The 20,774-nt window shown below is 52.6% G+C and carries 16 protein-coding genes; 7 read left to right on the top strand and 9 right to left on the bottom strand.

The genetic code is table 11. The features are described from left to right. Positions 1-61 precede the first annotated feature (61 nt). Positions 62-2,029, top strand: coding sequence for a PAS-domain containing protein (locus TRICHSKD4_RS13660; RefSeq protein WP_009467580.1), 1,968 nt, complete (start codon positions 62-64; stop codon positions 2,027-2,029). Then, complete coding sequence (locus TRICHSKD4_RS13655) at positions 2,026-2,775, top strand: response regulator transcription factor (RefSeq protein WP_009467579.1); 750 nt, start codon at positions 2,026-2,028, stop codon at positions 2,773-2,775. Before TRICHSKD4_RS13660 ends, TRICHSKD4_RS13655 begins: the two co-directional genes overlap by 4 nt. Positions 2,776-2,875: 100 nt before the next feature. Here TRICHSKD4_RS13655 and TRICHSKD4_RS13650 read toward each other — a convergent pair whose 3' ends face one another. The 3 genes from TRICHSKD4_RS13650 to TRICHSKD4_RS13640 all read right to left on the bottom strand — a co-directional run bounded on the left by TRICHSKD4_RS13650 (position 2,876) and on the right by TRICHSKD4_RS13640 (position 7,778). Further along, positions 2,876-5,542, bottom strand: coding sequence for a TRAP transporter large permease subunit (locus tag TRICHSKD4_RS13650; protein WP_009467578.1), 2,667 nt, complete (start codon positions 5,540-5,542; stop codon positions 2,876-2,878). A 20-nt stretch (positions 5,543-5,562) separates the two neighbouring features. Beyond that, positions 5,563-6,558 (bottom strand): TRAP transporter small permease subunit, encoded by a 996-nt coding sequence (locus TRICHSKD4_RS13645; RefSeq protein ID WP_208993096.1) that lies wholly within the window; start codon positions 6,556-6,558, stop codon positions 5,563-5,565. Positions 6,559-6,677: 119 nt separating this feature from the next. Next, the gene (locus TRICHSKD4_RS13640) at positions 6,678-7,778 is read right to left on the bottom strand and encodes a TRAP transporter substrate-binding protein (protein WP_009467576.1); all 1,101 of its coding nucleotides are present in this window, start codon (positions 7,776-7,778) and stop codon (positions 6,678-6,680) included. Between the two features lie 192 nt (positions 7,779-7,970). Between TRICHSKD4_RS13640 and TRICHSKD4_RS13635 the strand changes: the two genes are divergently transcribed. From TRICHSKD4_RS13635 to TRICHSKD4_RS13625, 3 genes are read left to right on the top strand one after another with little or no spacing between them, the layout of a single operon-like run. Beyond that, positions 7,971-9,338 carry a cache domain-containing protein gene (locus tag TRICHSKD4_RS13635; RefSeq protein ID WP_009467575.1) on the top strand — a complete coding sequence of 456 codons (1,368 nt, stop codon included), beginning with the start codon at positions 7,971-7,973 and terminating at the stop codon, positions 9,336-9,338. Positions 9,339-9,394: 56 nt separating this feature from the next. Then, on the top strand, positions 9,395-10,051 hold the full coding sequence (locus TRICHSKD4_RS13630) for a response regulator transcription factor (RefSeq protein ID WP_208993095.1): 657 nt from the start codon (positions 9,395-9,397) through the stop codon (positions 10,049-10,051). A 25-nt stretch (positions 10,052-10,076) separates the two neighbouring features. Then, positions 10,077-10,835, top strand: coding sequence for a gamma-glutamyl-gamma-aminobutyrate hydrolase family protein (locus tag TRICHSKD4_RS13625; protein ID WP_009467573.1), 759 nt, complete (start codon positions 10,077-10,079; stop codon positions 10,833-10,835). A gap of 12 nt (positions 10,836-10,847) precedes the next feature. On the opposite strand, the gene TRICHSKD4_RS13620 is transcribed toward TRICHSKD4_RS13625, so the two are convergent. Further along, complete coding sequence (locus TRICHSKD4_RS13620; RefSeq protein ID WP_009467572.1) at positions 10,848-12,698, bottom strand: DUF1007 family protein; 1,851 nt, start codon at positions 12,696-12,698, stop codon at positions 10,848-10,850. Between the two features lie 232 nt (positions 12,699-12,930). Between TRICHSKD4_RS13620 and TRICHSKD4_RS13615 the strand changes: the two genes are divergently transcribed. After that, positions 12,931-13,995 (top strand): Glu/Leu/Phe/Val dehydrogenase dimerization domain-containing protein, encoded by a 1,065-nt coding sequence (locus TRICHSKD4_RS13615; RefSeq protein ID WP_050763427.1) that lies wholly within the window; start codon positions 12,931-12,933, stop codon positions 13,993-13,995. A gap of 55 nt (positions 13,996-14,050) precedes the next feature. Here the strand turns inward: TRICHSKD4_RS13615 and TRICHSKD4_RS28185 are convergent, their stop codons facing one another. From TRICHSKD4_RS28185 to TRICHSKD4_RS13600, 3 genes are all read right to left on the bottom strand, one after another. Then, positions 14,051-14,881 carry a helix-turn-helix domain-containing protein gene (locus TRICHSKD4_RS28185; protein ID WP_009467569.1) on the bottom strand — a complete coding sequence of 277 codons (831 nt, stop codon included), beginning with the start codon at positions 14,879-14,881 and terminating at the stop codon, positions 14,051-14,053. Positions 14,882-15,355: 474 nt separating this feature from the next. Further along, the gene (locus TRICHSKD4_RS28180; protein WP_009467568.1) at positions 15,356-16,177 is read right to left on the bottom strand and encodes a helix-turn-helix transcriptional regulator; all 822 of its coding nucleotides are present in this window, start codon (positions 16,175-16,177) and stop codon (positions 15,356-15,358) included. A 138-nt stretch (positions 16,178-16,315) separates the two neighbouring features. Further along, a complete protein-coding gene (locus TRICHSKD4_RS13600) occupies positions 16,316-17,665 on the bottom strand; it encodes an IS5 family transposase (RefSeq protein WP_009465529.1) in 1,350 nt (449 codons plus the stop codon). 344 nt (positions 17,666-18,009) lie between these two features. On the opposite strand from TRICHSKD4_RS13600, the gene TRICHSKD4_RS32025 reads away from it, so the two are divergent. Next, complete coding sequence (locus TRICHSKD4_RS32025; protein WP_009467566.1) at positions 18,010-18,138, top strand: hypothetical protein; 129 nt, start codon at positions 18,010-18,012, stop codon at positions 18,136-18,138. Positions 18,139-18,223: 85 nt separating this feature from the next. On the opposite strand, the gene TRICHSKD4_RS13595 is transcribed toward TRICHSKD4_RS32025, so the two are convergent. Continuing rightward, on the bottom strand, positions 18,224-19,135 hold the full coding sequence (locus TRICHSKD4_RS13595; RefSeq protein ID WP_009467565.1) for a LysR family transcriptional regulator: 912 nt from the start codon (positions 19,133-19,135) through the stop codon (positions 18,224-18,226). Between the two features lie 46 nt (positions 19,136-19,181). After that, positions 19,182-20,774: a gamma-glutamyltransferase family protein gene (locus TRICHSKD4_RS13590; RefSeq protein WP_009467564.1), complete on the bottom strand. Its 1,593-nt coding sequence runs from the start codon at positions 20,772-20,774 to the stop codon at positions 19,182-19,184.

Here is a 20,774-nt window from a genome sequence, read left to right as displayed (position 1 = left end):
TTTTAGGCTGAACTTTCAAAGAGATCTGTCAAATTTTCCAAAGTGAGGATAGGATTTTGCCATGAACGAAACCACACATCTCAAGTCCCAATTGGACCTCATGCAAGCAGCTCTGGACCATCTGAGTCAGGGTTTTTCTGTCTTTGATGCGAATCTGGAATTGGTGGCCTGGAACCGGGGCCTATGGCAGATGCTGGATTTTCCCGAAGAGCTCGCAAGACGTGGCACGCATTTGACCGAGTTTCTGCGCGTCAATGCAGAACGCGGCGAATACGGCGAAGGGGATATAGAAGGCAAAATCGAGCGACGCGTTGCCCGAGCCCGACTGTTCGAACCCCACTACCTTGAGCGAGTGCGCCCCAATGGTCAGGTGATCGCGATCAAGGGAACGCCACTCCCACAAGGCGGGTTCGTAACAACCTATACAGATGTCACCGAGGATCGCCGGCGGCAGGAAAGTCTTGAAAAGACAGTCGAGGAACGCACACGCGCGCTACGCCAAAGCGAAGACTGGCTGCGCCTTGTCACTGACAATATTCCGGCTTTGATCGCCTATATCGCACCCGGCCCCATTTTCCGGTTCGCCAACCGAAGATATGCAGAATGGTTTGGCCAGTCCCCTGCTTCCATTGTGGGTATGAGTGGGCAGGATGTGGTCGGAAAGGACCTCTTTGCAGAGATCGGTCCTAAGATTGCACACGCATTGCAAGGCAATCTCGTTTCCTATGACTATCAGCGCAAACAAACCGATGGCTCCAAGGCCTATATGCGCTCAACCCTCATCCCTGACATGACTGTGGACGGGCGTACTCTGGGGGCATTTGTTCTTTCGCTTGATGCCACAGAAGAAAAACAAAATCAGGAGAGCCTACTTCAAGCGCAGCGCATGGATGCGGTTGGGAAATTGAGCGGCGGCCTGGCCCATGATTTCAACAATCTCCTGACCATTTTGATGGGCAACCTTCTCACGCTCAAAAGAAAGTCAGGCGATATCTCAACTGGGGAGCTGGAAAAACACCTCGAACCCATGCTGACGGCAACCCAACGCGGATCCGACCTGACACAGCGCTTGCTTGCTTTCAGCCGTGGTCATGGTGTCGATCCACAAATAGTCTCACTGACCGAAGTCATATCAAATGTGGGAACGTTGCTTTCTGGCTCACTGCCAGCGTCTGTGACAGTGAATTTTCATATTGACCAATCGGTGCGGTTGTTTGCGCGCATCGACCCGACCCAGCTGGAAACAGCCCTTGTGAACCTTGCCTTCAATGCCCGAGATGCAATGCCGGAAGGTGGGGAACTCTCCATATCTCTCGCTCAAAAGCACTTAGAAGGGACACATGCTCGAAATCTGGGTCTGTCAACCGGAGACTATGCCCTGATAACAGTCCGAGACACCGGCGAAGGAATGGAAGAGGATATTCAGCTCAAAGCGTTTGAGCCGTTCTTTACCACCAAAAGCTTTGGCACCGGGAGCGGGCTCGGGCTCTCCATGGTTTACGGTTTTATTCAGCAGTCCGAGGGCGTCATCGACATCCGCTCCAAACGAGGTGCTGGAACTGAAATACAACTCTTCCTTCCATTACAATCTGCCCCTGAGAACCTGACAGCGACGAGTGAGGTCGGCAGCAAGGCGCTAGAAGACAATGCACTTCGGGGGAATGGCGAACTTGTTCTGTTAGTAGAAGACAATCCTGATGTGGCTGCTGTCTTGGCAGTGCAGGTGCAAGACCTCGGGTACAGCGTGTTGGTCGCGGAAGGGGCGGAGGATGCTCGCTCGCTCGCAAGCGAGCTTCCCGACCTAAGCGGGGTCTTGAGCGATATTGTGATGCCAGGCCAGATGAACGGCCTCAGCCTCGCAAGAAAAATCAAAGCGGCGCGCCCAAAACTTGGAATTGCGTTGATGACCGGATATGCGAATTGGTCCAGCGACGATGATAATTCCAATCACTGCGAGTTCCCGGTCTTGCCAAAACCGTTTGAAAGTGAAAGCCTTGCGAGGACATTGAAAGATATCACCAGCTCATGACCAGACTTGAGTCACCACCGGCGGCCCCGCCTCCGGCGAAATCTGCGGGAACATTGACGTTTATCGTTGATGACGAACCCGACATTTGCGCTTTGCTGGTCGATACCATGACCCCGTTTGGCATGGATGCGCGCGTCTTTTCAAAAGCTGGCGATATGCTGGCCGCGTTGAGCCTCGAAAGTCCGGACGCCTGTATCATCGATCTTGGCCTTCCCGATATGGAGGGTATGCACCTGATCAATGAGATCAGAAAGCAGTCCTCAGTGCCAATCATCGTCCTGTCCGCCCGCAGTCATGCATCGGATCGGGTCATGGGTCTTGAACTTGGCGCAGATGATTATGTAGTCAAACCGTTCGATCCAAGGGAAGTTGTTGCCCGCATCAGGACAGTCCTACGCCGGACGACAGATCGCAGCCCTATACCGAGCAATGCAGCCGAAAAAGCGCATTTTGAAGAATGGGTTTTTTGCCCTCAATCGCATGGGCTGACATCCCCGAAGGGAGAAGAGCTGTTTCTTTCAACAGGAGAAGCCCACCTTCTGGAAGCCCTGCTCCGTGCGCCCAAGCGTGTTTTGACACGGGACTATCTGCTTGAGCATGGCGGGCGCGACGACAGTTTGGATCGGTCGATTGATGTACGTATTTCCCGTCTTCGCAAAAAGTTGTCCCGTCCGAACCACCCGGACATTATCCGGACGGTCTATGGCGCGGGGTACATGTTCACTGTGGGCGTGGACTGGCGCTAGCACCAATCTTTAAAGATCAAGCTCAACAATCCTGAACTACACATGCAAAAACGGCGGGAAGTCACCTTCCCGCCGTTTCAGTTTGTCAGCCTCTCTGGCTTTAGAAGTTCAACGAGATATCGCGGTGATCAGCCAGACAAGCCGCCACATCAAGCGCCATGTCATCTGGAAGGCGATCTTGCTGGCGCAAACCAATGTTGCGATTAATCGCTGTGTCATATGTCAGGAGATCAGCAAGCAGTTCCTTCGCACCGCGTTGACGCCACTCCAGATCCGCTGCAAGTGCGGCAAGGGAGTTGTCGATCTCAGCAGAAGCCGCAACAATATCCGGGGTTTTGCTGCGCATGATTTTGCGAGCATCTGTCAAGCCTTTGCGAATATCTCGAGAGCCTTCGACTTCGCCAACCTTGGACCGCATCGCAGCAATTGCTTCCACAGCTGCTGCCGGTTCAAGGGTCTGGATTTCAGCCTTCAAAGCAACGATTTCGCTTTCAAGAGCCGCCAGCTTCTCTGCATCACGCAAGATCGCCTTGACTTCGAGCATCGGTTCATAGGCATCATCCACCGTCCGACGATAAGAACGACGTGCGTTGGTTTCTGCCTTCTGAATTGCAGCGAACTCCTTGTGCACAGCTTCCCATTCGTCCGGGATCTGTGCCAGAAGAGCCTCTTTCTCGGCCGTCAGAACTTCGATCTTTTTGGCAGCTGCGGCACCTTGGGCCTCGGTGTAAATGCCATTCGGGCCAGCCCGCTGAACAATCACACTTAAGTTCTTGATGCGCTCGTCGAGGCGACGGGCGTCGCGCTCAAGCGCCCGCACTTCAACATGCAGCGGACGATAGTCCCCCGCAGCTGCTGCCACAGCATTTTCTGCTTCACGGATCGCGCTCATTTGCGGCAATGCGTCTCGAGCCTTCTCATAGCCCTTTGCCAAATCCTTCTGAAGGCCTTTCGGCAAATAGCTTACATCCAGCCCTTCAGCGGTCGAAATCGCCGACAGGATGCTGTCTCCGTTATTCTGGAAATCCTCATAGATCAGATTTTCCATGCAGTACTGCAGCCGTGGGTTCTGCGGTGGCGGAGCCGTTTCTGAAAGAAGCGAAGACCGATTTGGCAGGTAGTTCACCAACTGCGGGAAAAGACCAACAATCGCAAGAGCAAGAAGCTGCAGGGCGATAAAGGCTATCACACCTTTATACATATCGATTGTCTTCACCACTGCTGGCGCAACTCCGCGCAGATAGAAAAGAGCAAAGCCGAAGGGTGGGGTCAGGAATGAGGTTTGAATGTTCAAACCAATCATCACACCAAGCCAGACGGCTGTCACGTTGGCCGACGGGTCAGCAAGCAGGATCGGCGCGACAATCGGCACAACCACCACAGCAATCTCGATGAAGTCGAGGAAGAAGCCAAGGATGAAGATCACCAGCATGACGATGAGGAACTGAGCCCAGAAGCCACCGGGAAGGCCTTGCAGGAATTCCTTCACCAGATGCTCGCCGCCAAATGCGCGGAATGCAGACGTCAGCATCGCCGCACCCAACAAGATGATGAACACGAGAGCCGTCGTCTTTGCGGTTTCCACCATGACGCCGCGGAGCGTGTCCTCGAACTTCATGGTCCGCCAGCCACTCCAGAAAATGGCAATCAGGATCAGGGACACGGAAATTAACGCAAGAACCAGGGCCAGAATATCCTGGCTAGAGTTGATCCGCTTGATGTTCACCGAGCCGAAAAAGCTGATGACAACCGCCACGCCCATAAGCGCAATGATGCCCAAAATTGCAGGAGTGTATGCGCCTTTCTCACCTTCTTTCAACCGGTATCCAGCCATGACCATCGCGCCGACAGCACCGATAGCACCAGCCTGGTTCACTGTCGCAACACCCGCAATGATTGAACCAAGAACGAGGAAAATAAGCGCAAGCGGTGGCACAAGCGTCATGAACACCTTGCCAGCGAACTCGCGGTTGAACGACCCCTCTTCGTGAACTGCAGGCGCCGCCTTCGGGTTGATCAGTGCAAACCCAAGAATGAAGAGCATGTAGAGACCAACGAGAACCAATCCCGGCAGGAAGGCACCAAGAAACATTTCGCCAGCACTTGTCGAGACCACTGCAAAATCAGAGGGCATCGATAATTCGCCAGTTGAATCCTTAAATAGGGTCTGACGAATTGTTCCCGCCTGATCGACCGCACTTGCCAGCTGGTCAGCCAGAATGATGAGAACGATGGACGGCGGAATGATCTGACCCAGTGTACCAGATGCTGCAATCGTACCCGTAGCCAACGGAACGGAGTAGTTGTTCCGCAACATGGCCGGCAGGGAAATCAGGCCCATGGCAACAACGGTTGCACCAACAATGCCTGTAGTGGCAGCCAGAAGCGCACCCACGAAGACAACCGAGATGCCAAGGCCACCCGGTACCGGACCGAAAAGGCGAGCCATTGTCACAAGCAGGTCTTCAGCGATTTTCGACCGCTGCAGCATGATTCCCATGAAAACGAATAACGGGATCGCAATTAGCGTATCTCGCTCCGCCTCCCAGTAAATACCGCGGAAGTTTGTGACGCCGGCACTGAGCCACTGATAGGCCCCGCCGCTGTCAAAAAAGGCATCAGGTCCGGTGGAGAAGAGGTATCCTGAACCGGCGGCCAGCACGATCGTAATGATCGCAGACCCCGGCAACGCGAATGCAACCGGGAAACCGGATCCCAGCGCAAACGCCATCAGGAGGACGAGGAGTGCAAGAAAAAAGAGTTCCATGTCAGGCGATCTCGAACTGTCTAGTGAGCGGCGTGGGAATCATGATCCCGACCGCCTGGTTCCCCGCGAACATCCGCAACGGCGTCCATAAAGTAGCTAACGAACTGGATCATCATCGTCACAGCAAACACCCCAAGGAAACCTGCCATTAGGTATTTGACGTAAAGACCGAAGCCAGCCTGCGTCGTTTCATAGGAAAGGATCGGCGCATTGATTACATTCTGTTTGCCACCCATGCCAATAGCCAAAATGGTCGCGCATAGGGCCATTCCCAAAAAGACTGACCCAACCGCGTTCACATATCCCCGCGTTTTGGGTTTGAGGCCGGCATAGAAGACGTCAACCCGCACGTGACCTTCTTCCAAGAGTGTATACGCACTGGCAAACAAGAACAGCGCCGCATACCAGAAACGCACAAGGTCAGCCATAAAAGCCTGCTCGTATGACAGGATAAAGCGACCAATCACGATCAAAAGCTCGGCAACGACGACAAGCAATGCAAGCCAAGTGAATCCGAGTGTCCGAGTGAAAGCAGCAATGACGAAGGACAATGCAATCAGAGGCATGTGGACATAAGCACCGCGGAACCGCGACTTACCAAGTTCATCCGCCAAGCCCTGCCCGACAACCGCCGGAAGCAGCTCTTCAATCCGCAGGAACGAGATCGCGCTATCCACCAAACCAACAATCAAGACCGCAAAGAACGCGGTTCTAATTATGAAGGTGTTGATGCTGCTAATTCGTGCACTGTCAACACGCAACGGTGTTTGGCTCCGCATCACATAGACGATCGCAACTGCCAGAAATCCGACGTAAACAGCTAATTGAAACCAAGACCAAACAATCGGTAAAGCCCCGTTTGCAGCACCGCCATAGATGGGCGCAATTCCGGGCAAATCTTGCCAGTACGTCAGGTAATTGTTTAACAGATATGCAGCCATGATGGCCAATATGGCCCAACCGAACAGGCGGAAAGGACGCACGCTTTTTGGTGTTGGTCCCGTGCCAGTATTCATGGCTGGAGATCCGTCTTGAACGCTGTCCAAGGCAGTCATCGTGGCGGAGCCTTTTTTTATCGTGTCAATAAAAAGAAGGGACGGGAATTTTCCCGCCCCCATCCGTAGAAGGACATCACCTATGAAGGGATACCCAGCACGCGGTTCCGCTTGTTGCTGTATGCAACGTCGGAAATCGCCATCCAGCTACCGATGTCGTTGCGGGCATTGATGAAGCTTTCGAAGATCTTCTTAGCCATTGGAGAATGATCCATCGCCTCTTCAAGAACTTCCTGAGCTGCTTCACCGAACGCATCATAGATTTCATCGTTGAATTCACGCAGCTCGACGCCGTGCTCGTTAATTAGACGATCGAGGTAAACACCGTTGTTGGCGTTTGTCTCAGCCATAGTCAGAGCGTTTTCTTCGTTACAAGCCGCTGCGATGATTGCCTGATCGGTCGCGTCAAGTGCGTCCCACCATGCCTTGTTGATGCCCATAGCCAACTGCGCGCCCGGCTCGTGCATACCTGGATAGTAGTAGTATTTGGCTGCTTCGTAGAACTTCATGAAGTAGTCGTTGAATGGACCAACCCACTCAGTTGCATCAATCGCGCCGGAAACCAGATTTTCGTATATCTGCCCACCAGGCAGAGAAACCGGAGATGCACCGAGTTTCGCCATGACGTCGCCGCCCTGGCCCGGAATACGCATCTTCAGACCTTTGAGGTCGTCAGCTGTTTCGATTTCCTTGTTGAACCAGCCGCCCATCTGAACGCCAGTGTTGCCCATAGCGAAGTTTTTCAGGCCGAATTCACCAGCCAGCTCGTCCCAGAGCTCCTGACCGCCACCGAATTTAATCCAGGCGTCCATTTCAGTGTAAGTGAGACCGAACGGTACTGCAGTAAACGCAGCCCAACCCGGATGCTTACCTTTCCAGTAATAGTCTGCACCGATGTAGGCCTGAGCGTTGCCAGATGCGACTTCGTCGAAGGAGTCGAATGCCCCAACGCGCTCACCAGCTGCAAAGTATTGAACAGCGATGCGGCCTTCAGTCAGTTCTGCAATGCGAGCTGCAAGGCGCTGAGCCGGAATACCAAGACCCGGGAAGTCCCGCGGCCAAGTCGATACAATGACCATGTCCGTGGTGGACTGCGCAATAGCCGGAGCAGCAAGAGTGGTTGCAGCGGCTGCACCACCCACACCAAGACCAGCATTTTTAATAAACGAACGACGATCCATCTAAGGTTATCCTCCCATATAGGATTTCCATCCAACCAGCGCATACAGTTGCACTGATCTGTGAGTATGTCTAGGTGAAGGGCCTATGACAATTCCATTCGTGGTTATGCGCAATCACTCAGTAGTACTACTGAAAAGCGCGCGTTAGTTTGATAAGAAACGATCCCCCACAGGACGTTCCTGGAGTAGAATGTGTCGTTAAAACTGAAGCTTCTTCTCATCACAATCGTCCCGATGATCGCCATAGCCATCGGAATAGGAGCTGCCACATATTACCAAGCTCTGGTACTTATCGATTCTGAGACTGCCGCAGTTGAAAAGCGGATTTTGGACGCAAAGAAGCAGGAAATCCGAAATTACATAAGCCTCGCACTGACATCCATTGAACAAACCTATACCGATGAACCGGGAGGGCGCGAAGCTGCTCAGGAAGAAGTCAAGAAGATCCTCCACAACATGACCTTTGGAGAAGACGGCTACTTCTTTGTCTATAAACTCGATGGAACCAATCTTGTTCATCCGAAACTTGCGCACCTTGTCGGTGAGGTCTGGTGGGATCTTCAGGACCCCGAAGGGGCATTTGTCATTCGTGACCTGATAGAGACCGCAAAAAAAGGCGGCGGTTTTCACTCTTATGTTTGGCACAAACCTTCAACCGATCTGGTGGAAGACAAGCTAGGCTACGCCATTCGCCTTGAGAAATGGGGCTGGATGCTCGGAACCGGCCTTTATTTGGACGATATCGCCAGAGAAGTCTCAGCCATTCGTGAAGATTTTTCCGTCAGCATTCGGGAAACAATTTTTGTCATTTTCATCGTGACACTCGGGGCGATAATCATTGCAGGGACGCTTATTGGCAGCGTCCGTTTTTCTGAACAACGGTTCGCCGATACAAAGCTCAAGCAGCTCACGACACGGGTCTTCGAAGTACAGGAACAGGAGCGTAAGCGCGTTTCGACCGACTTACATGACGGTATTTCCCAACTGCTCGTCTCTGTTCGATACGGACTAGAAATGATGGAGAGCGAAGCCCACACTTCACCTGAACTTCAGGGGCAAGCGGGCAAATGCCTGAACATTTTGGACCGCGCCATTATGGAGGTAAGGCGCATATCCAGGGACCTTCGCCCAAGTGTGCTGGACGATATGGGACTTGCAGCCGCGCTGAAAAGCCTGGGCCAGGAGTTCCAGACACAATCCGGGATAACTGTTTCAGTGACAGCAGATCGTGCTCACAACCGACTGTCAGATCGGGCCAAGACCGCTCTCTACCGGGTGGTGCAGGAATGCCTGACAAATGTTGCCCGTCATTCAAAGGCAACTGCGGTCGACATAGAACTATTGGTGACTCCAAAGCTCCTGACATTAAGAGTAGAGGATAACGGCATCGGTTTTCCGCAATTTCCTCCGAAAAGCGGCGGGCTGGGCTTCCGGAACATTCATGAGCGCATGGAAGCCTATGGCGGGACAGTCCGGCTAACTTCTGCGGGCGAAGGCGGAGCTAAAATCGAGATCTCTCTTCCCTTGGCTCGAAACCAGAGTGTGACCCCAGAAGGCTAGCTTAACTGGCCAAAACCTGAATAAATCTTGCGGATGAAGACAAGACATAGAACAAAATGAGTATGGCGACCGAGCAACCGATTACCATTGTGCTGGCTGATGATCACGAACTTGTTCGTGACGGTATCCGTGCCCGCATTTCCAGAGTGGATGCTCTGGAAGTGATCGGGGAGGCAAACAATGGCAAGGATGCGTTGGATCTGGTCGCAACACTACGCCCCAAAGTCATCTTGATGGATGTGTCGATGCCGCAAATGAACGGCTTAGAAGCGGCAACGATTATCCATAATCAATATCCGAAAACGCGGGTATTGATTTTGTCCATTTATGACAATCCGGAATATGTTCGCGGCGTCGTTCAGGCAGGCGCCAAAGGCTATATCCTCAAAGACATTTCGGCGGAAGAAATGATCACCGCCATCAAGAGCGTGGCAAATGGCGGCTACTATTTCTCATCAGCTATTGGCCCGACACTTGTTGGCGCTGCCAAAAGCGCGCCTGTCGACGATCCTTACGGTTTGACAGAACGCGAGAAAGAAGTGCTAGCGGCCATTGCCAAAGGCCAACCGAACAAGGAAGTTGCCGCAAACCTTGGGATTAGTGTGCGGACTGTTGAATCTCATCGCCTGAACCTGAGGGAAAAGGTTGGCTGCAAGAACGCAGCCCAGCTATATAAGGTCGCTCAAGAGCTGGGCCTTCTGGACAACAACTAAGTTTCGGCCTCCACAGGATACGTTCATGAAAAAGCCGCTAATTCTGGTCACTGCAGATGTAAAGGATGTTGAAGGCTATCATTGGCATGCGGCCCCTTCGACCTATTTAAAAGCCGTTCTGAACGGCGCATCGGCTATTCCGGTCATTCTACCGTCTCTCGGCGAAGAGCTGAATTTTGATGACATATTGGATCAGGTAGACGGTGTGCTGGCGACAGGCTCGCGGTCAAATGTCTATCCAGCGCTCTATGGCGCGGAAGCCACCGAAGAAAATGGCCCATATGACCGGGATCGAGACGCAACGACGCTCCCTCTTTTAAAGCGCGCCATTGAAAAAGGTGTTCCAGTCTTTGCCATCTGCCGGGGCATGCAGGAACTCAATGTTGCCTTTGGCGGCACGTTGCTGACAGAGATTCAAGAGATGGAAGGCCGGAGCGATCACCGCGCGCCAACATCAGATAATCAGGATGAACGCTTCAAGATAGCTCACCCGATATCGATTGGCTCCAACACCCAATTGAAAAGTGTCCTTGAAGCAGAAAAAGTCGAAGTCAACTCGCTGCATCGCCAGGCCTTGGGTGACCTTGGGACTACATTGGCCGTTGAAGCCCGCGCGGCGGATGGCACCATTGAAGCGGTCTCTGTTGCGAATGCTCCGGGGTACGTGGTCGCCACACAGTGGCACCCGGAATATTGGGTTAAAACAGACGGGCCTTCGCAAAAACTCTTTCAGGCATTTGGCGAAGCCGCGCGATCATACCGCGCCACACGCCTTAAGCCTTAAGCCAATCAGTGGTCATCCCCACCCTATCGCCGCAGTGAGAAGTGTCGCACCGAGTAGGAAAACAACCAAGGCAGCTGCAATTTCAATCCCGTTGAGAATATAGGCGGTTGCCGAACTTTCCTTGCCAAACAGCCGCGCTGCAAAGCCCTTTGCCCCTACAGCCAATCCAGCCAGAATTGAAACCGTGATAGCTGTTCCAACAGCCATCGCAAGGGTCGCGCCAATCCCGGCCCAGATCATACCTTGCGACAAGGCAAATACGAGGACGACAAGCGCTCCCGAGCACGGGCGCAATCCGACGGCTAGAACGACAGACGCCATTTTCGCAATCGACATCTCCCCTTGAACCATTGCAGGTGTCGGCGCATGTGCATGACCGCATGTGGAACAAACACCATCATCCCCAAAGTCGTGCGTGTGGTCATGGCTATGGTGACCCTCATGATGATGATGCGCATGATCATGGCTGTGGCTGTGATCATGATGATGGTGGTGATGCCCGTGCCCACTTTGCTTTCTGGTTATCTTCGCAAGTGCGGGCGATACTGCCTTTTGCCAAAGCAACCAGAGTCCAAGCAGCGTTACCAGGGCGTAAGACCCGACTTCAAACCATCGCGCTGTGTCCTGTATCGCAACCGATGTCATCTTGAACAAAACGGCTGCACCGCACACCAAGACAATTGCGGTTAGAGCCTGCGCGAATGCCGAAATAAAAGACAGGAAGACGCCTTTTTTAAGGGTCTCATGGTTGGCAAGCACGTAGGACGAGATGATCGCTTTGCCGTGCCCCGGCCCTGCTGCGTGAAGAACGCCGTACCCAAAGGAGAGCGCGATCAAGAGCCAACCCGCATTAGGGTTGCTTTGAAATGCCCGAAGCGCTGCAACCAGCTTCTGATAAAACTCCTTTTGAAGTATAGCGATCTTGCCAAAGAAGGAGGCAAAGAGGCTAGGTTCCGGAACCTTCGGTTCAGTCGCAGCCACTTTGTTGAGCGCCACACCGGCATCAGGTTTGGCCTCAACCACCTTAAAAGGATCTGATGAGACGTCGATTTGTGGAGTGATGGGTGTGTCGTTTTGCCCATCGCCACAGCTCACAATCATCTGATTGATCTGCGTGTCCGCTGCCCATTGAAGCTCGGGTGGTAATTCCCTTTGCTCCGGTCCGATTTGCGCAAGAGCAAATGCAGTGGCATCATCTAGCGGCGGCGGTTCTTTACGTTGGATATTGCAGGCCCCAACAGCGTTCTCGACACTCAGCGCGGCAGGTTGTTGGGAAAACCGAAAATCGACGTAATAAGTCGGGTCGTAAACATCCAGGGTAATTGTGTTCGAAACAGAAGCCGGTGCCTTGAGTGGTAGGAGGAAGTGCAGCTCCAACAATTCCACCGTCTCGGGAACACTGCCGCCATTCAGCTCCGCATCCTCCCGCATGGCCGCAATATCTTCAGGCTTGATTGCCCAATAATCATCCAACGGCACCGTGGCAAGTTCGAGCCAGTATTCCTTTGGCGTATTGAAATCCAACTCCACTTTCGTGTCGTCACCAAAGGTGAAGAAGCCGAAGTCGGCCATACTCTCGACATTAACATCGGCAAGTTCGCTTAGCTCAGCCCGTGAATAGACACCGTCCTGATCGCGGTCGAACCCCTGCACAGCGAATGCACTATAGGCATCGTCAAACCTAAACACATGCCGGACCGCCACAACTTCCTGATTATCATTTAGGACAAGAGAAGATCTGGCCTCAACGAAAATGTGCGGATGCGCCAGAGCTGCGTGCAATGCATACAAAAGCAAGGAACAAGTCAGTAAGGCAAGCGATGCAGCACGCTGCCCGGTCCGTTTCAAAATCGTTTCGCGCATATATCTGCCGACGGTGGAAGGTATGATGGAACAGGATGTGACAACATAACATGGCCAGATCAAGTCCCCAGTGACGCGGCGCACAGAATTGATTGAAAAATTATCACTCCCAAGAGAAAACAATCGAAAGAAACATCCTCAACTGAGCTGAATAAACGGAAAAGAAGCAACGTTTTTCCGAAAAACTGCGACATATTGATCCTCAAAGAAACATGCTTCCAGAGGTTCAGAAATGAACGCCATCACACCTTCAGTCGCAACCAGCGCCGTCTTCAACCACACCGAATTCGACGACCATGAGAACGTCGTGTTTGTACGGGACAAGAAGTCTGGCCTCTTCGCCATTATCGCAGTTCATGACACAACGCTCGGGCCTGCACTGGGCGGCTGCCGCGTATGGCCGTATGCAAGTCCTGAAGAGGCACTGACGGATGCCCTACGTCTGTCCCGCGGAATGACCTACAAGAACGCGGTTGCCGGGCTTCCTCTCGGAGGCGGCAAGGCAGTGATTATCGCAGACCCGAGGAAGGACAAAACAACCAGTTTGATGCAGGCTTTTGGCAAGCACGTGGACCGGCTAAGCGGCACATACATCACTGCAGAAGACGTCGGCGTTTCTCCTGACGACATGGAAGAAGTCGCGAAATCTACGACCCATGTGCGCGGCACCAAGGCGACAGGCCTTGGAGACCCATCTCCCTACACCGCCCTGGGCGTATTCTCCGGAATTCAGGCCGCAGCAGCGACTGTTTTCGGGTCCCCAGATTTGACTGGCAAGACTGTATCAGTCCAAGGGCTGGGGCACGTCGGTTACGATTTGGCTCGCCAACTCCACCAAGCAGGCGCAAAATTGGTCGTCTCAGACATCAATGACGCCAACGTTAGACGGGCTGTAGAAGAATTTTCGGCCACCGCAGTCGAACCAGATAAAGCATATGCAGCGGAAGTCGACATTTTTGCCCCCTGCGCTTTAGGCGCCGGGCTAAACTGCGACACGATCCCTCAAATCAAGGCAAAAATCGTGGCAGGTGCCGCGAACAATCAGCTAAAAACCCCGGAAGACGGAACCGAGCTCCACAAACGGGGGATTCTCTATGCGCCAGACTACGTCATCAATGCCGGCGGCGTGATCTCGATTGCCTTGGCAACTCCGGGGTCAGACGACACCGATGTTCGAAAGAAGACCATCGCGATCGGAGATACGCTCACTCAGATCTTCCAGCGAAATCATAATCAGAACCTCGGCCCAGAGGTCATTGCAGATCAATTGGCGCTTGAACGTCTCCAAGGGCACTAACACCGGACCGCAGCGCGGCAATTCAATTTGCCGCGTCAACCATTCCTATTTCGACTCAAGGCGCAACCACCCCGTCTTCGGATCGAAGAACCTGAAACGCCATTCTGATATCTGGTGGCAAGTCGCCAAAGACATACCAGACCGGACTCCTTGCATGCCTTAAGACAGAACTTGGAGTTTGCTGGATACGCTCAAGGATCGTCGGGCCTTTGAAGTGATGGCGCGTGCGATTGAACACGAGGGCACTCAGTTTGTAGCCGGGGTACAGAAACTCGCTATCCAAAAACCCGTGCCGGAACACCGCCATAGCTATGCCTGGCAAGCCTCGCCCTTGATCAATCAACGCAAATCCATCCGGCTGAGCAATGGCTACACCGTGATGTTCAACAACGGGCAGCTCATACCTTGGACCTGTGGGATCATTTTTAAGTTTCTCATGGTGCTTTACTTTCACCTTCCGAACACCGTTCTGGGTATGCACCATTAGAATTTGCTTCGTGTAATATCCCTCAAGCGTCCAGGATGTTTTCCACTCGTTGTAGAAACCATCCGGAAGAAGTGTTGAACTCACAGGATCAAAAGTTAGATCGGAAAACGGATGTAAGCCTTCCGTTGGATGCTCGTCGGCCTGAGCTGTATTTTCCAACGGCTCGGTCAAGATGCGGGCATCTACATCGAAATGGACACAAATTCGATGCAAAACATCCGGCCGCGGAAAGGCTTCCCCGTATAGATATCGGCTCAGCTGTGTTCGGTTAATACCGATATCCCGAGCAACTTCAGACACCGACGTGCCACTACCAATTAATCGTCTTAGATTACGACCAAAGATAGCGTGAATGTCGGCAGCCACAACGGCCATTCGCCCCCCAATCAAATCACGCATATATTTTCACTAAAGTAAGCATAGTTTTGCATAAAATATCAAATAGTAATTCATAGTAATATTCAGCAACATGAATACTTAAACGATCCGAATAGCTTTCATATCAAATTTAAATTTGCTACAAGCAGGTAAAATTTAAATTTGACTACAATTCGTATTTCGTGACGCTAAGCATAGTCAAATTTCCATAAAAAGAGTTTACTCCTTACGCTTATCATCTGAATTAATCGCCATGGACTGGAATTAGAACTATTAAAGATAGAAAACATCGAATAAATCAATCAAACAAATGTAAAGAGCAAATTAATTTCGATTATAATATTTATTATTCACGAATATACAAACCGCTTACATGTGTATATTTTTTAATTTCTTTTAATACTCGCCATCAAAAATCCGCCTTATTCACAGCTCGTAGAAACAATATTTATACAACATCGCTCCACATATACCTTCAACCAAAAGGATCAAAATTTAAAAAGAAGTCGGGACAGGAAGTAAGCCGCGGTCTTCTTCCTCCAAAAGCTCAATTATAGATAGAATATCCTTCGGCATTTCATCAGCGGTCAGCCAAACCGAATTCCGAGCAACTTTAAGAATTTCGGCGCGATTTCGGCCAATATACTGCAGAATTGTTGGACCTTTGAAGTGATGCCGTTGGCGATTAAAAACAACAGCACTCAGTTTGTACCCCGGGAAGACGTTCTCCACATTCATGAAGCCTTTTCGAAACGCCGTCATGGCGACGCCATGCGTTCCACGTCCTTGATCAAAAATCGCAAAACCATCTGATTGGTTGACCGCGATTCCATGATAATCAATGAGAGGAAGCTGATACCTCGCGCCTTTTAGATCAGGACGAAATCCAGCCGGGGCCCGAATGCGCGTTACGCGGGTTCCATCGTTTGTGGAGGTCTGCAAAAGGTGTTTTGTAAACATGTTGGCGTAGATCCAAGACTGCTTCCACTCAATATAGAAACCATCCGGAAAAACGTTTTCTGACACCGGCTCAAAGTCGAGCGTGCGAATCGGGCCGCCGCCTGAAACACTCTGACGCTGTTCAGCTTCAATGTCCTCCAGGCATTGCGTCAAGATTCGCGCATCAACACCGAAATAAGAACATATACGATGAAGGACATCCGGACGCGGAAATGCCTCGCCGTAGATGTAACGGTTCAGCTGTGTCCGGTTGATACCCACATTCCGCGCAATCTCGGTAACCGGTATATCCCCGTTAACCAGTTTTCGCAGATTTCGGCCAAATATCGACCGAATATCCTCCGAATCGATCCCCATTTCCCCTCCAATTAGCAACAATCCGCTTGCATCAAGCGCCCAACAGCCCAACCACAAAACTAAATCGCTACGACTGCCCCTCAACGGACTAAAGTTCTGATCCATGCATGACGCCAATAAGTCCGCCCTGAACAACGTCTAAGCCATTGATGTTGCGCGTGGCCGAAGCAATACGCAAATATTCGATTTGACCGGTTTGGGGATGGGGTTTGTGATCCAGAGCAGCAAAATGATCAGTGCATTGAGGATCAGACGCAGGTTATGACCGGCTGCGGCCAGCAGGGCGTTGATGGCATCGCCATTTTTGCCATTGAGGAAGTTCCGGTCAAGTCGTCCATCTGTTTTCATGTGGCCGATGGTGGCCTCGATCGCTGATCGTCGTTTCAGCTCACGCTTCATCTGTGCCGTCAGCCCGCGCTTCTGGCCGGAGATCATGACCTTGGCGTCGCCCTCATAATCATGCCCCCGATAGCCACGGTCCACATAGACACGCTCAGCTTTGGTGCCGCAGACTTTCTCAGCCTGACTGATGGTGTCATTCAAGGTGTGCCCATCATAGGGATTGCCCTCAAAAGCCCTCGCCGCAAGAACCAATCCTTCCCGATTGGTCGTGGCAATGCCAACCTTGGCCCCGAACTCGTAAGGTGTTCGCGCCTTGCCCTTGGCAATACAGGCCACTTCCGGCGCATGCATGGAATAAATCTTGTTTTTGTCCTTGGGGGTCTGGGCCAGAAGCCGCTCCACCAGTCCCAGCAGACGGGAGAACCGGTGCTCAAGACCTTCGTTGCCTGCGATCTTGCGGGAGATGTCGCGATAGACCCGGCCCAGATAGGTCTTCAGCTTTTTGAGTTCCCGGCGCATCCGCTTGAACTGTTTGGCATGGGCATAACGGCCCGCCATCAAGGCCGCCTTTTTGGCAACTCTGGTATGGCTGCGACGCAAGATGATGCCGGCCCTCTTGGCCTGGCGCACCAGAAGCTGCAAGGCCTTGTGATAAAGACGGCTATCGGTGGGATGGGCAATGGCTTTGGGTTGAACGGTCGTATCAACCAAGACCCGCTCAAGGCTGCTCTTCTTGATCGTCCCGCTCTCAATCGCAACACCTACCGTAGCAGAAAGAAGCTTTTCCATTCCCTCAGGACCAATCCGTTTGCGCCAGCGGGTCATGGTTGAGGGATCAATGGGGAATTGGTGCTGGAAAAACTCAAAACCGCAGAAAGACTGCCAGTAGGGGTTTTCAACCCAACGCTCAACCGTCTCTTCATCGGAAAGATCGTACATGTGCTTGAGAAAGTGCAGCCCGGCCATCAGACGCGTTGGTTTGGCCGGTCGTCCCAAGGGGCGATAATGCCTGCCGAACTCCGCATCAAATTCATCCCAAGGCATCAGACCAGACAGCCGCACCAACGAATGGTTCATATCGATGATTGCGGCCAGGCGTTCCTTGAACAGATCGCCACACCGTTTGTTGCGTTTTGAAGGTCTCATGAGAATATGCCAGAAAATGCGTGCTTCGGATCAACTAACCGGCATATTCACACATCCAAAACCCAATGGGTATCCATACTCTTCAATCAGTTAAGGGGTTTTTCAGCGCGAACCAATAAGCATCACATTTGACGCGAGTTTGACGAAAATAGCAGAAATTCGTAGCTGAAACGAACAATACTTTCTACTAGCATCAATCCAGTGAGAGTTGGAGAGGGTTCCTTCAAAGCACCGCAGTTCAGACAATTGCACCGCTGCCCCATCGACCTGCGTAATCAGACGCGGGTGAAGGAAGTCAGGTAGTTCATCTTTGAGAGGTGCCCCCTCTCATCCAGCAATAAAAAATGATCAAGTCGCTGGATGAATATCGACCTGTTTCTTCGCTGTCACAGCTTGAAGCGCTCCTTGAGAAGCGCACAGGCAACAGGCAGACGTCGGTGACCTCCTCCCACACCGGCTCCATCGCCTATTGACCGCGAAACGTGTGGGACGTCGACGGGCGTCCCACACATTCCGCCGCCCTACTATCCGTTGGCCCCATCCCATACCCAATTGCAGCTATCGCCCGTCTTGCGGGTCATAGTTTCTGTCGGCGAACCACTTCACCAGAAAATCAACAAAAGCCCTCACCTTGCCTGTCAAATGGCGGCGGTGCGGGTAAACGGCGTAAATGCCAGGCATTGACTGCTCATAGTCTTCCAGCAGCAGTAACAGCTTTCCAGCTGCAACTTCATTGGAAACAAAAATCAATGGAGTTCGAAGGTATCCGAGATGGCTGAGAGCCGCACTTCTGGCCGCCGATGCGCTGTTGACTTCTATTGGACCGTTCACGCTTACGGACGTTCGTTCGCCATTTTGCGAAAACGCCCAGTTCTGCTTGTAGCGATAATTGGTATCGATAATACACGGTCGCGAGGCCAGATCGGCTGGAACACTCGGGACGCCATGCTTGTCGACAACCTCCGGCGTCGCACAAACAACGGTCCGAAACGGAGCTATTCGCCGGGCGATCAGGCTGGAATCAGCCAGTTCAGTCACCCGAACGGCAAGATCGAACCCCTCTTCGACCAAATCGACAAAACGATCCTCAAGACGCAGGTCAACGGTCACATCCGGGTTTTGGGTCAAGAAATCCATAACCGCCTGATTGATGAGGTCATCGCCCATGGATCTCGGGGCGGCAATTCGCAACCGACCCCGCACGGCCTGATGCGACGACCGCACTGATGCCTGAAGATCATCAAGCCGCTGGAGTATCTCTAACGCCTCTTTGTAGTAAGCATGCCCTACCTCCGTCAGAGAAACCTGACGGGTGGTTCTGTTCAAAAGCCTCGCACCCAATTCGTCCTCTAGTTCCCCAACATACTTGGAGACCAAGGCCTTGGAACGCTCCATCTCTCGGGCTGCAGCAGAAAAGCCCTTTTGATCGACAACCTGAATGAAACATCGCATGCCGGTTATCTGATCCATATTCAGCCTTTTGTTTGATTGGTGTCTGGATTCTTCACACTAATCGCTATGCGGGAACCGCGCCACCATCAGCACGTGGGTCATGAGCACCTTCAAGACCACCGCGCGAGTTTCGCACAATCATGCCTGCATGCCCCATTGTGTCGGAATAGTCTTCATCAAGGAGCACGAGTTCATGTCCGGCCCGCTCAAGACTCCGCACAACGTCCGGTTCAAATCGATTTTCCAATCGAAGGGCCGTTGTTGCATCGCCCCAGGTTCGGCCCAACAACCAGCGCGGCGCATCAATAGCCTCGCCCACCGGCATCCCATTGAACACATGACGGGCAAAAATCGCAGCTTGGGTTTGCGGTTGCCCCTCACCACCCATGGTTCCGTAGGTCACTGTTCGACCGTCAGACAACCTCGCCATTGCCGGGTTCAATGTATGGAATGGCAAACGACCCGGAGCCAAAGCATTTAGAGCCTCTGGATGGAGCGAGAAACTTGCACCCCGGTTCTGCCAGGTAACACCCGTTTTGGGGAGGACACAGCCCGACCCAAATTCCCAGTAAATCGACTGAATGAAAGAGACAGACAAACCGGCCTGGTCCACCGCGCCCATCCAGATCGTGTCGCCTGACGATGGTTTTGTCGGCCACTCCAGTGCCCGTTTCATGTCAATACCAGCGGCGGTTTTGCCAAGCCAGTCTGCTGACAAAAACGGCTTGATCAGTTCAGGCAAATGAAGTGGGTCTGTTACAAGACGGTCCCGAACCAGAAAGGCCTGCTTTGTAGCCTCCACAAGCCCATGAAGGAACTCAAATCCGTCGCGAGCCCCAAGGTCTAGCCGGTCGGCAAGACCCAAAATGAGAAGTGATGCCAAACCTTGCGTCGGCAACGGCGTGTTGAAAACCGTTCCGCAGTCCAGTTGAACCTTCAAGGGCACTTTTAAACGCGCCTCAAACTTTTCAAGATCGGAGCGAACAACCGGCGAGCCAATCCGCTCAAGGTCATCGGCAATCGCAGCTGCAACATCACCGCGATAGAACTCCTGGAATCCTTCATGCGCCAAGTGCTGCAGTGTATCCGCGAGCCGCTCTTGCTTTAAAGTCGCCCCTGCCTCAGGGACCTTTCCATCTGGGAGGAACACATCAGAAAAACCCGGTTGCTCCTGAAGCTCAACCAGCTTTTCCCGGGTCAAACGCGCCTGACTTTGAGAGACTGTATACCCCGTTTTGGCGTGGGAAATGGCTGCGCTCAGCAGGTCAGTTCGTGGCATCTTGCCAAACCCCAGTGCCTTCGCAGCCTCCAGAGCCTTGTCCCATCCCCCAATCGTACCAGCAACTGTCAATGCAGCCATCGGCCCACGGGTCGGGATCGTATCGTACCCCGCCTCGTGATAAGCGGGCATCGTTGCCTTGGCACCAGCCCCACCACAGGCCATCAAGGCCTTTGGGTCTTTACCTTTTTCAGCAATCAGCCAGAATCCATCCCCACCAATCGCATTCATGTGCGGATAAACGACAGCGATGGTGCTGGCTGAGGCAATCATAGCCTCAATGGCTGAGCCGCCATCTGCCAGTATGTCCGCGCCCGCTTTTGCCGCCGCCATATGCGGAGCGACAACCATTCCACCTGACGATGTTATCGTGTCCAT

It is taken from the genome of Roseibium sp. TrichSKD4 (assembly GCF_000148725.1).
Lineage (GTDB): Bacteria > Pseudomonadota > Alphaproteobacteria > Rhizobiales > Stappiaceae > Roseibium.
This window is presented reverse-complemented; position numbering and strand designations above follow the sequence as displayed.

Bases quoted from the DNA above. Each gene is read 5' to 3' on its own strand.
- TRICHSKD4_RS13660 (WP_009467580.1), top strand. From the start codon at position 62: ATGAACGAAACCACACATCTCAAGTCCCAATTGGACCTCATGCAAGCA.
- TRICHSKD4_RS13655 (WP_009467579.1), top strand. From the start codon at position 2,026: ATGACCAGACTTGAGTCACCACCGGCGGCCCCGCCTCCGGCGAAATCT.
- TRICHSKD4_RS13650 (WP_009467578.1), bottom strand. From the start codon at position 5,542: ATGGAACTCTTTTTTCTTGCACTCCTCGTCCTCCTGATGGCGTTTGCG.
- TRICHSKD4_RS13645 (WP_208993096.1), bottom strand. From the start codon at position 6,558: ATGAATACTGGCACGGGACCAACACCAAAAAGCGTGCGTCCTTTCCGC.
- TRICHSKD4_RS13640 (WP_009467576.1), bottom strand. From the start codon at position 7,778: ATGGATCGTCGTTCGTTTATTAAAAATGCTGGTCTTGGTGTGGGTGGT.
- TRICHSKD4_RS13630 (WP_208993095.1), top strand. From the start codon at position 9,395: ATGAGTATGGCGACCGAGCAACCGATTACCATTGTGCTGGCTGATGAT.
- TRICHSKD4_RS13625 (WP_009467573.1), top strand. From the start codon at position 10,077: ATGAAAAAGCCGCTAATTCTGGTCACTGCAGATGTAAAGGATGTTGAA.
- TRICHSKD4_RS13620 (WP_009467572.1), bottom strand. From the start codon at position 12,698: ATGCGCGAAACGATTTTGAAACGGACCGGGCAGCGTGCTGCATCGCTT.
- TRICHSKD4_RS13615 (WP_050763427.1), top strand. From the start codon at position 12,931: ATGAACGCCATCACACCTTCAGTCGCAACCAGCGCCGTCTTCAACCAC.
- TRICHSKD4_RS28185 (WP_009467569.1), bottom strand. From the start codon at position 14,881: ATGCGTGATTTGATTGGGGGGCGAATGGCCGTTGTGGCTGCCGACATT.
- TRICHSKD4_RS28180 (WP_009467568.1), bottom strand. From the start codon at position 16,177: ATGGGGATCGATTCGGAGGATATTCGGTCGATATTTGGCCGAAATCTG.
- TRICHSKD4_RS13600 (WP_009465529.1), bottom strand. From the start codon at position 17,665: ATGAGACCTTCAAAACGCAACAAACGGTGTGGCGATCTGTTCAAGGAA.
- TRICHSKD4_RS32025 (WP_009467566.1), top strand. From the start codon at position 18,010: ATGATCAAGTCGCTGGATGAATATCGACCTGTTTCTTCGCTGTCACAG.
- TRICHSKD4_RS13595 (WP_009467565.1), bottom strand. From the start codon at position 19,135: ATGGATCAGATAACCGGCATGCGATGTTTCATTCAGGTTGTCGATCAA.
- TRICHSKD4_RS13590 (WP_009467564.1), bottom strand. From the start codon at position 20,774: ATGGACACGATAACATCGTCAGGTGGAATGGTTGTCGCTCCGCATATG.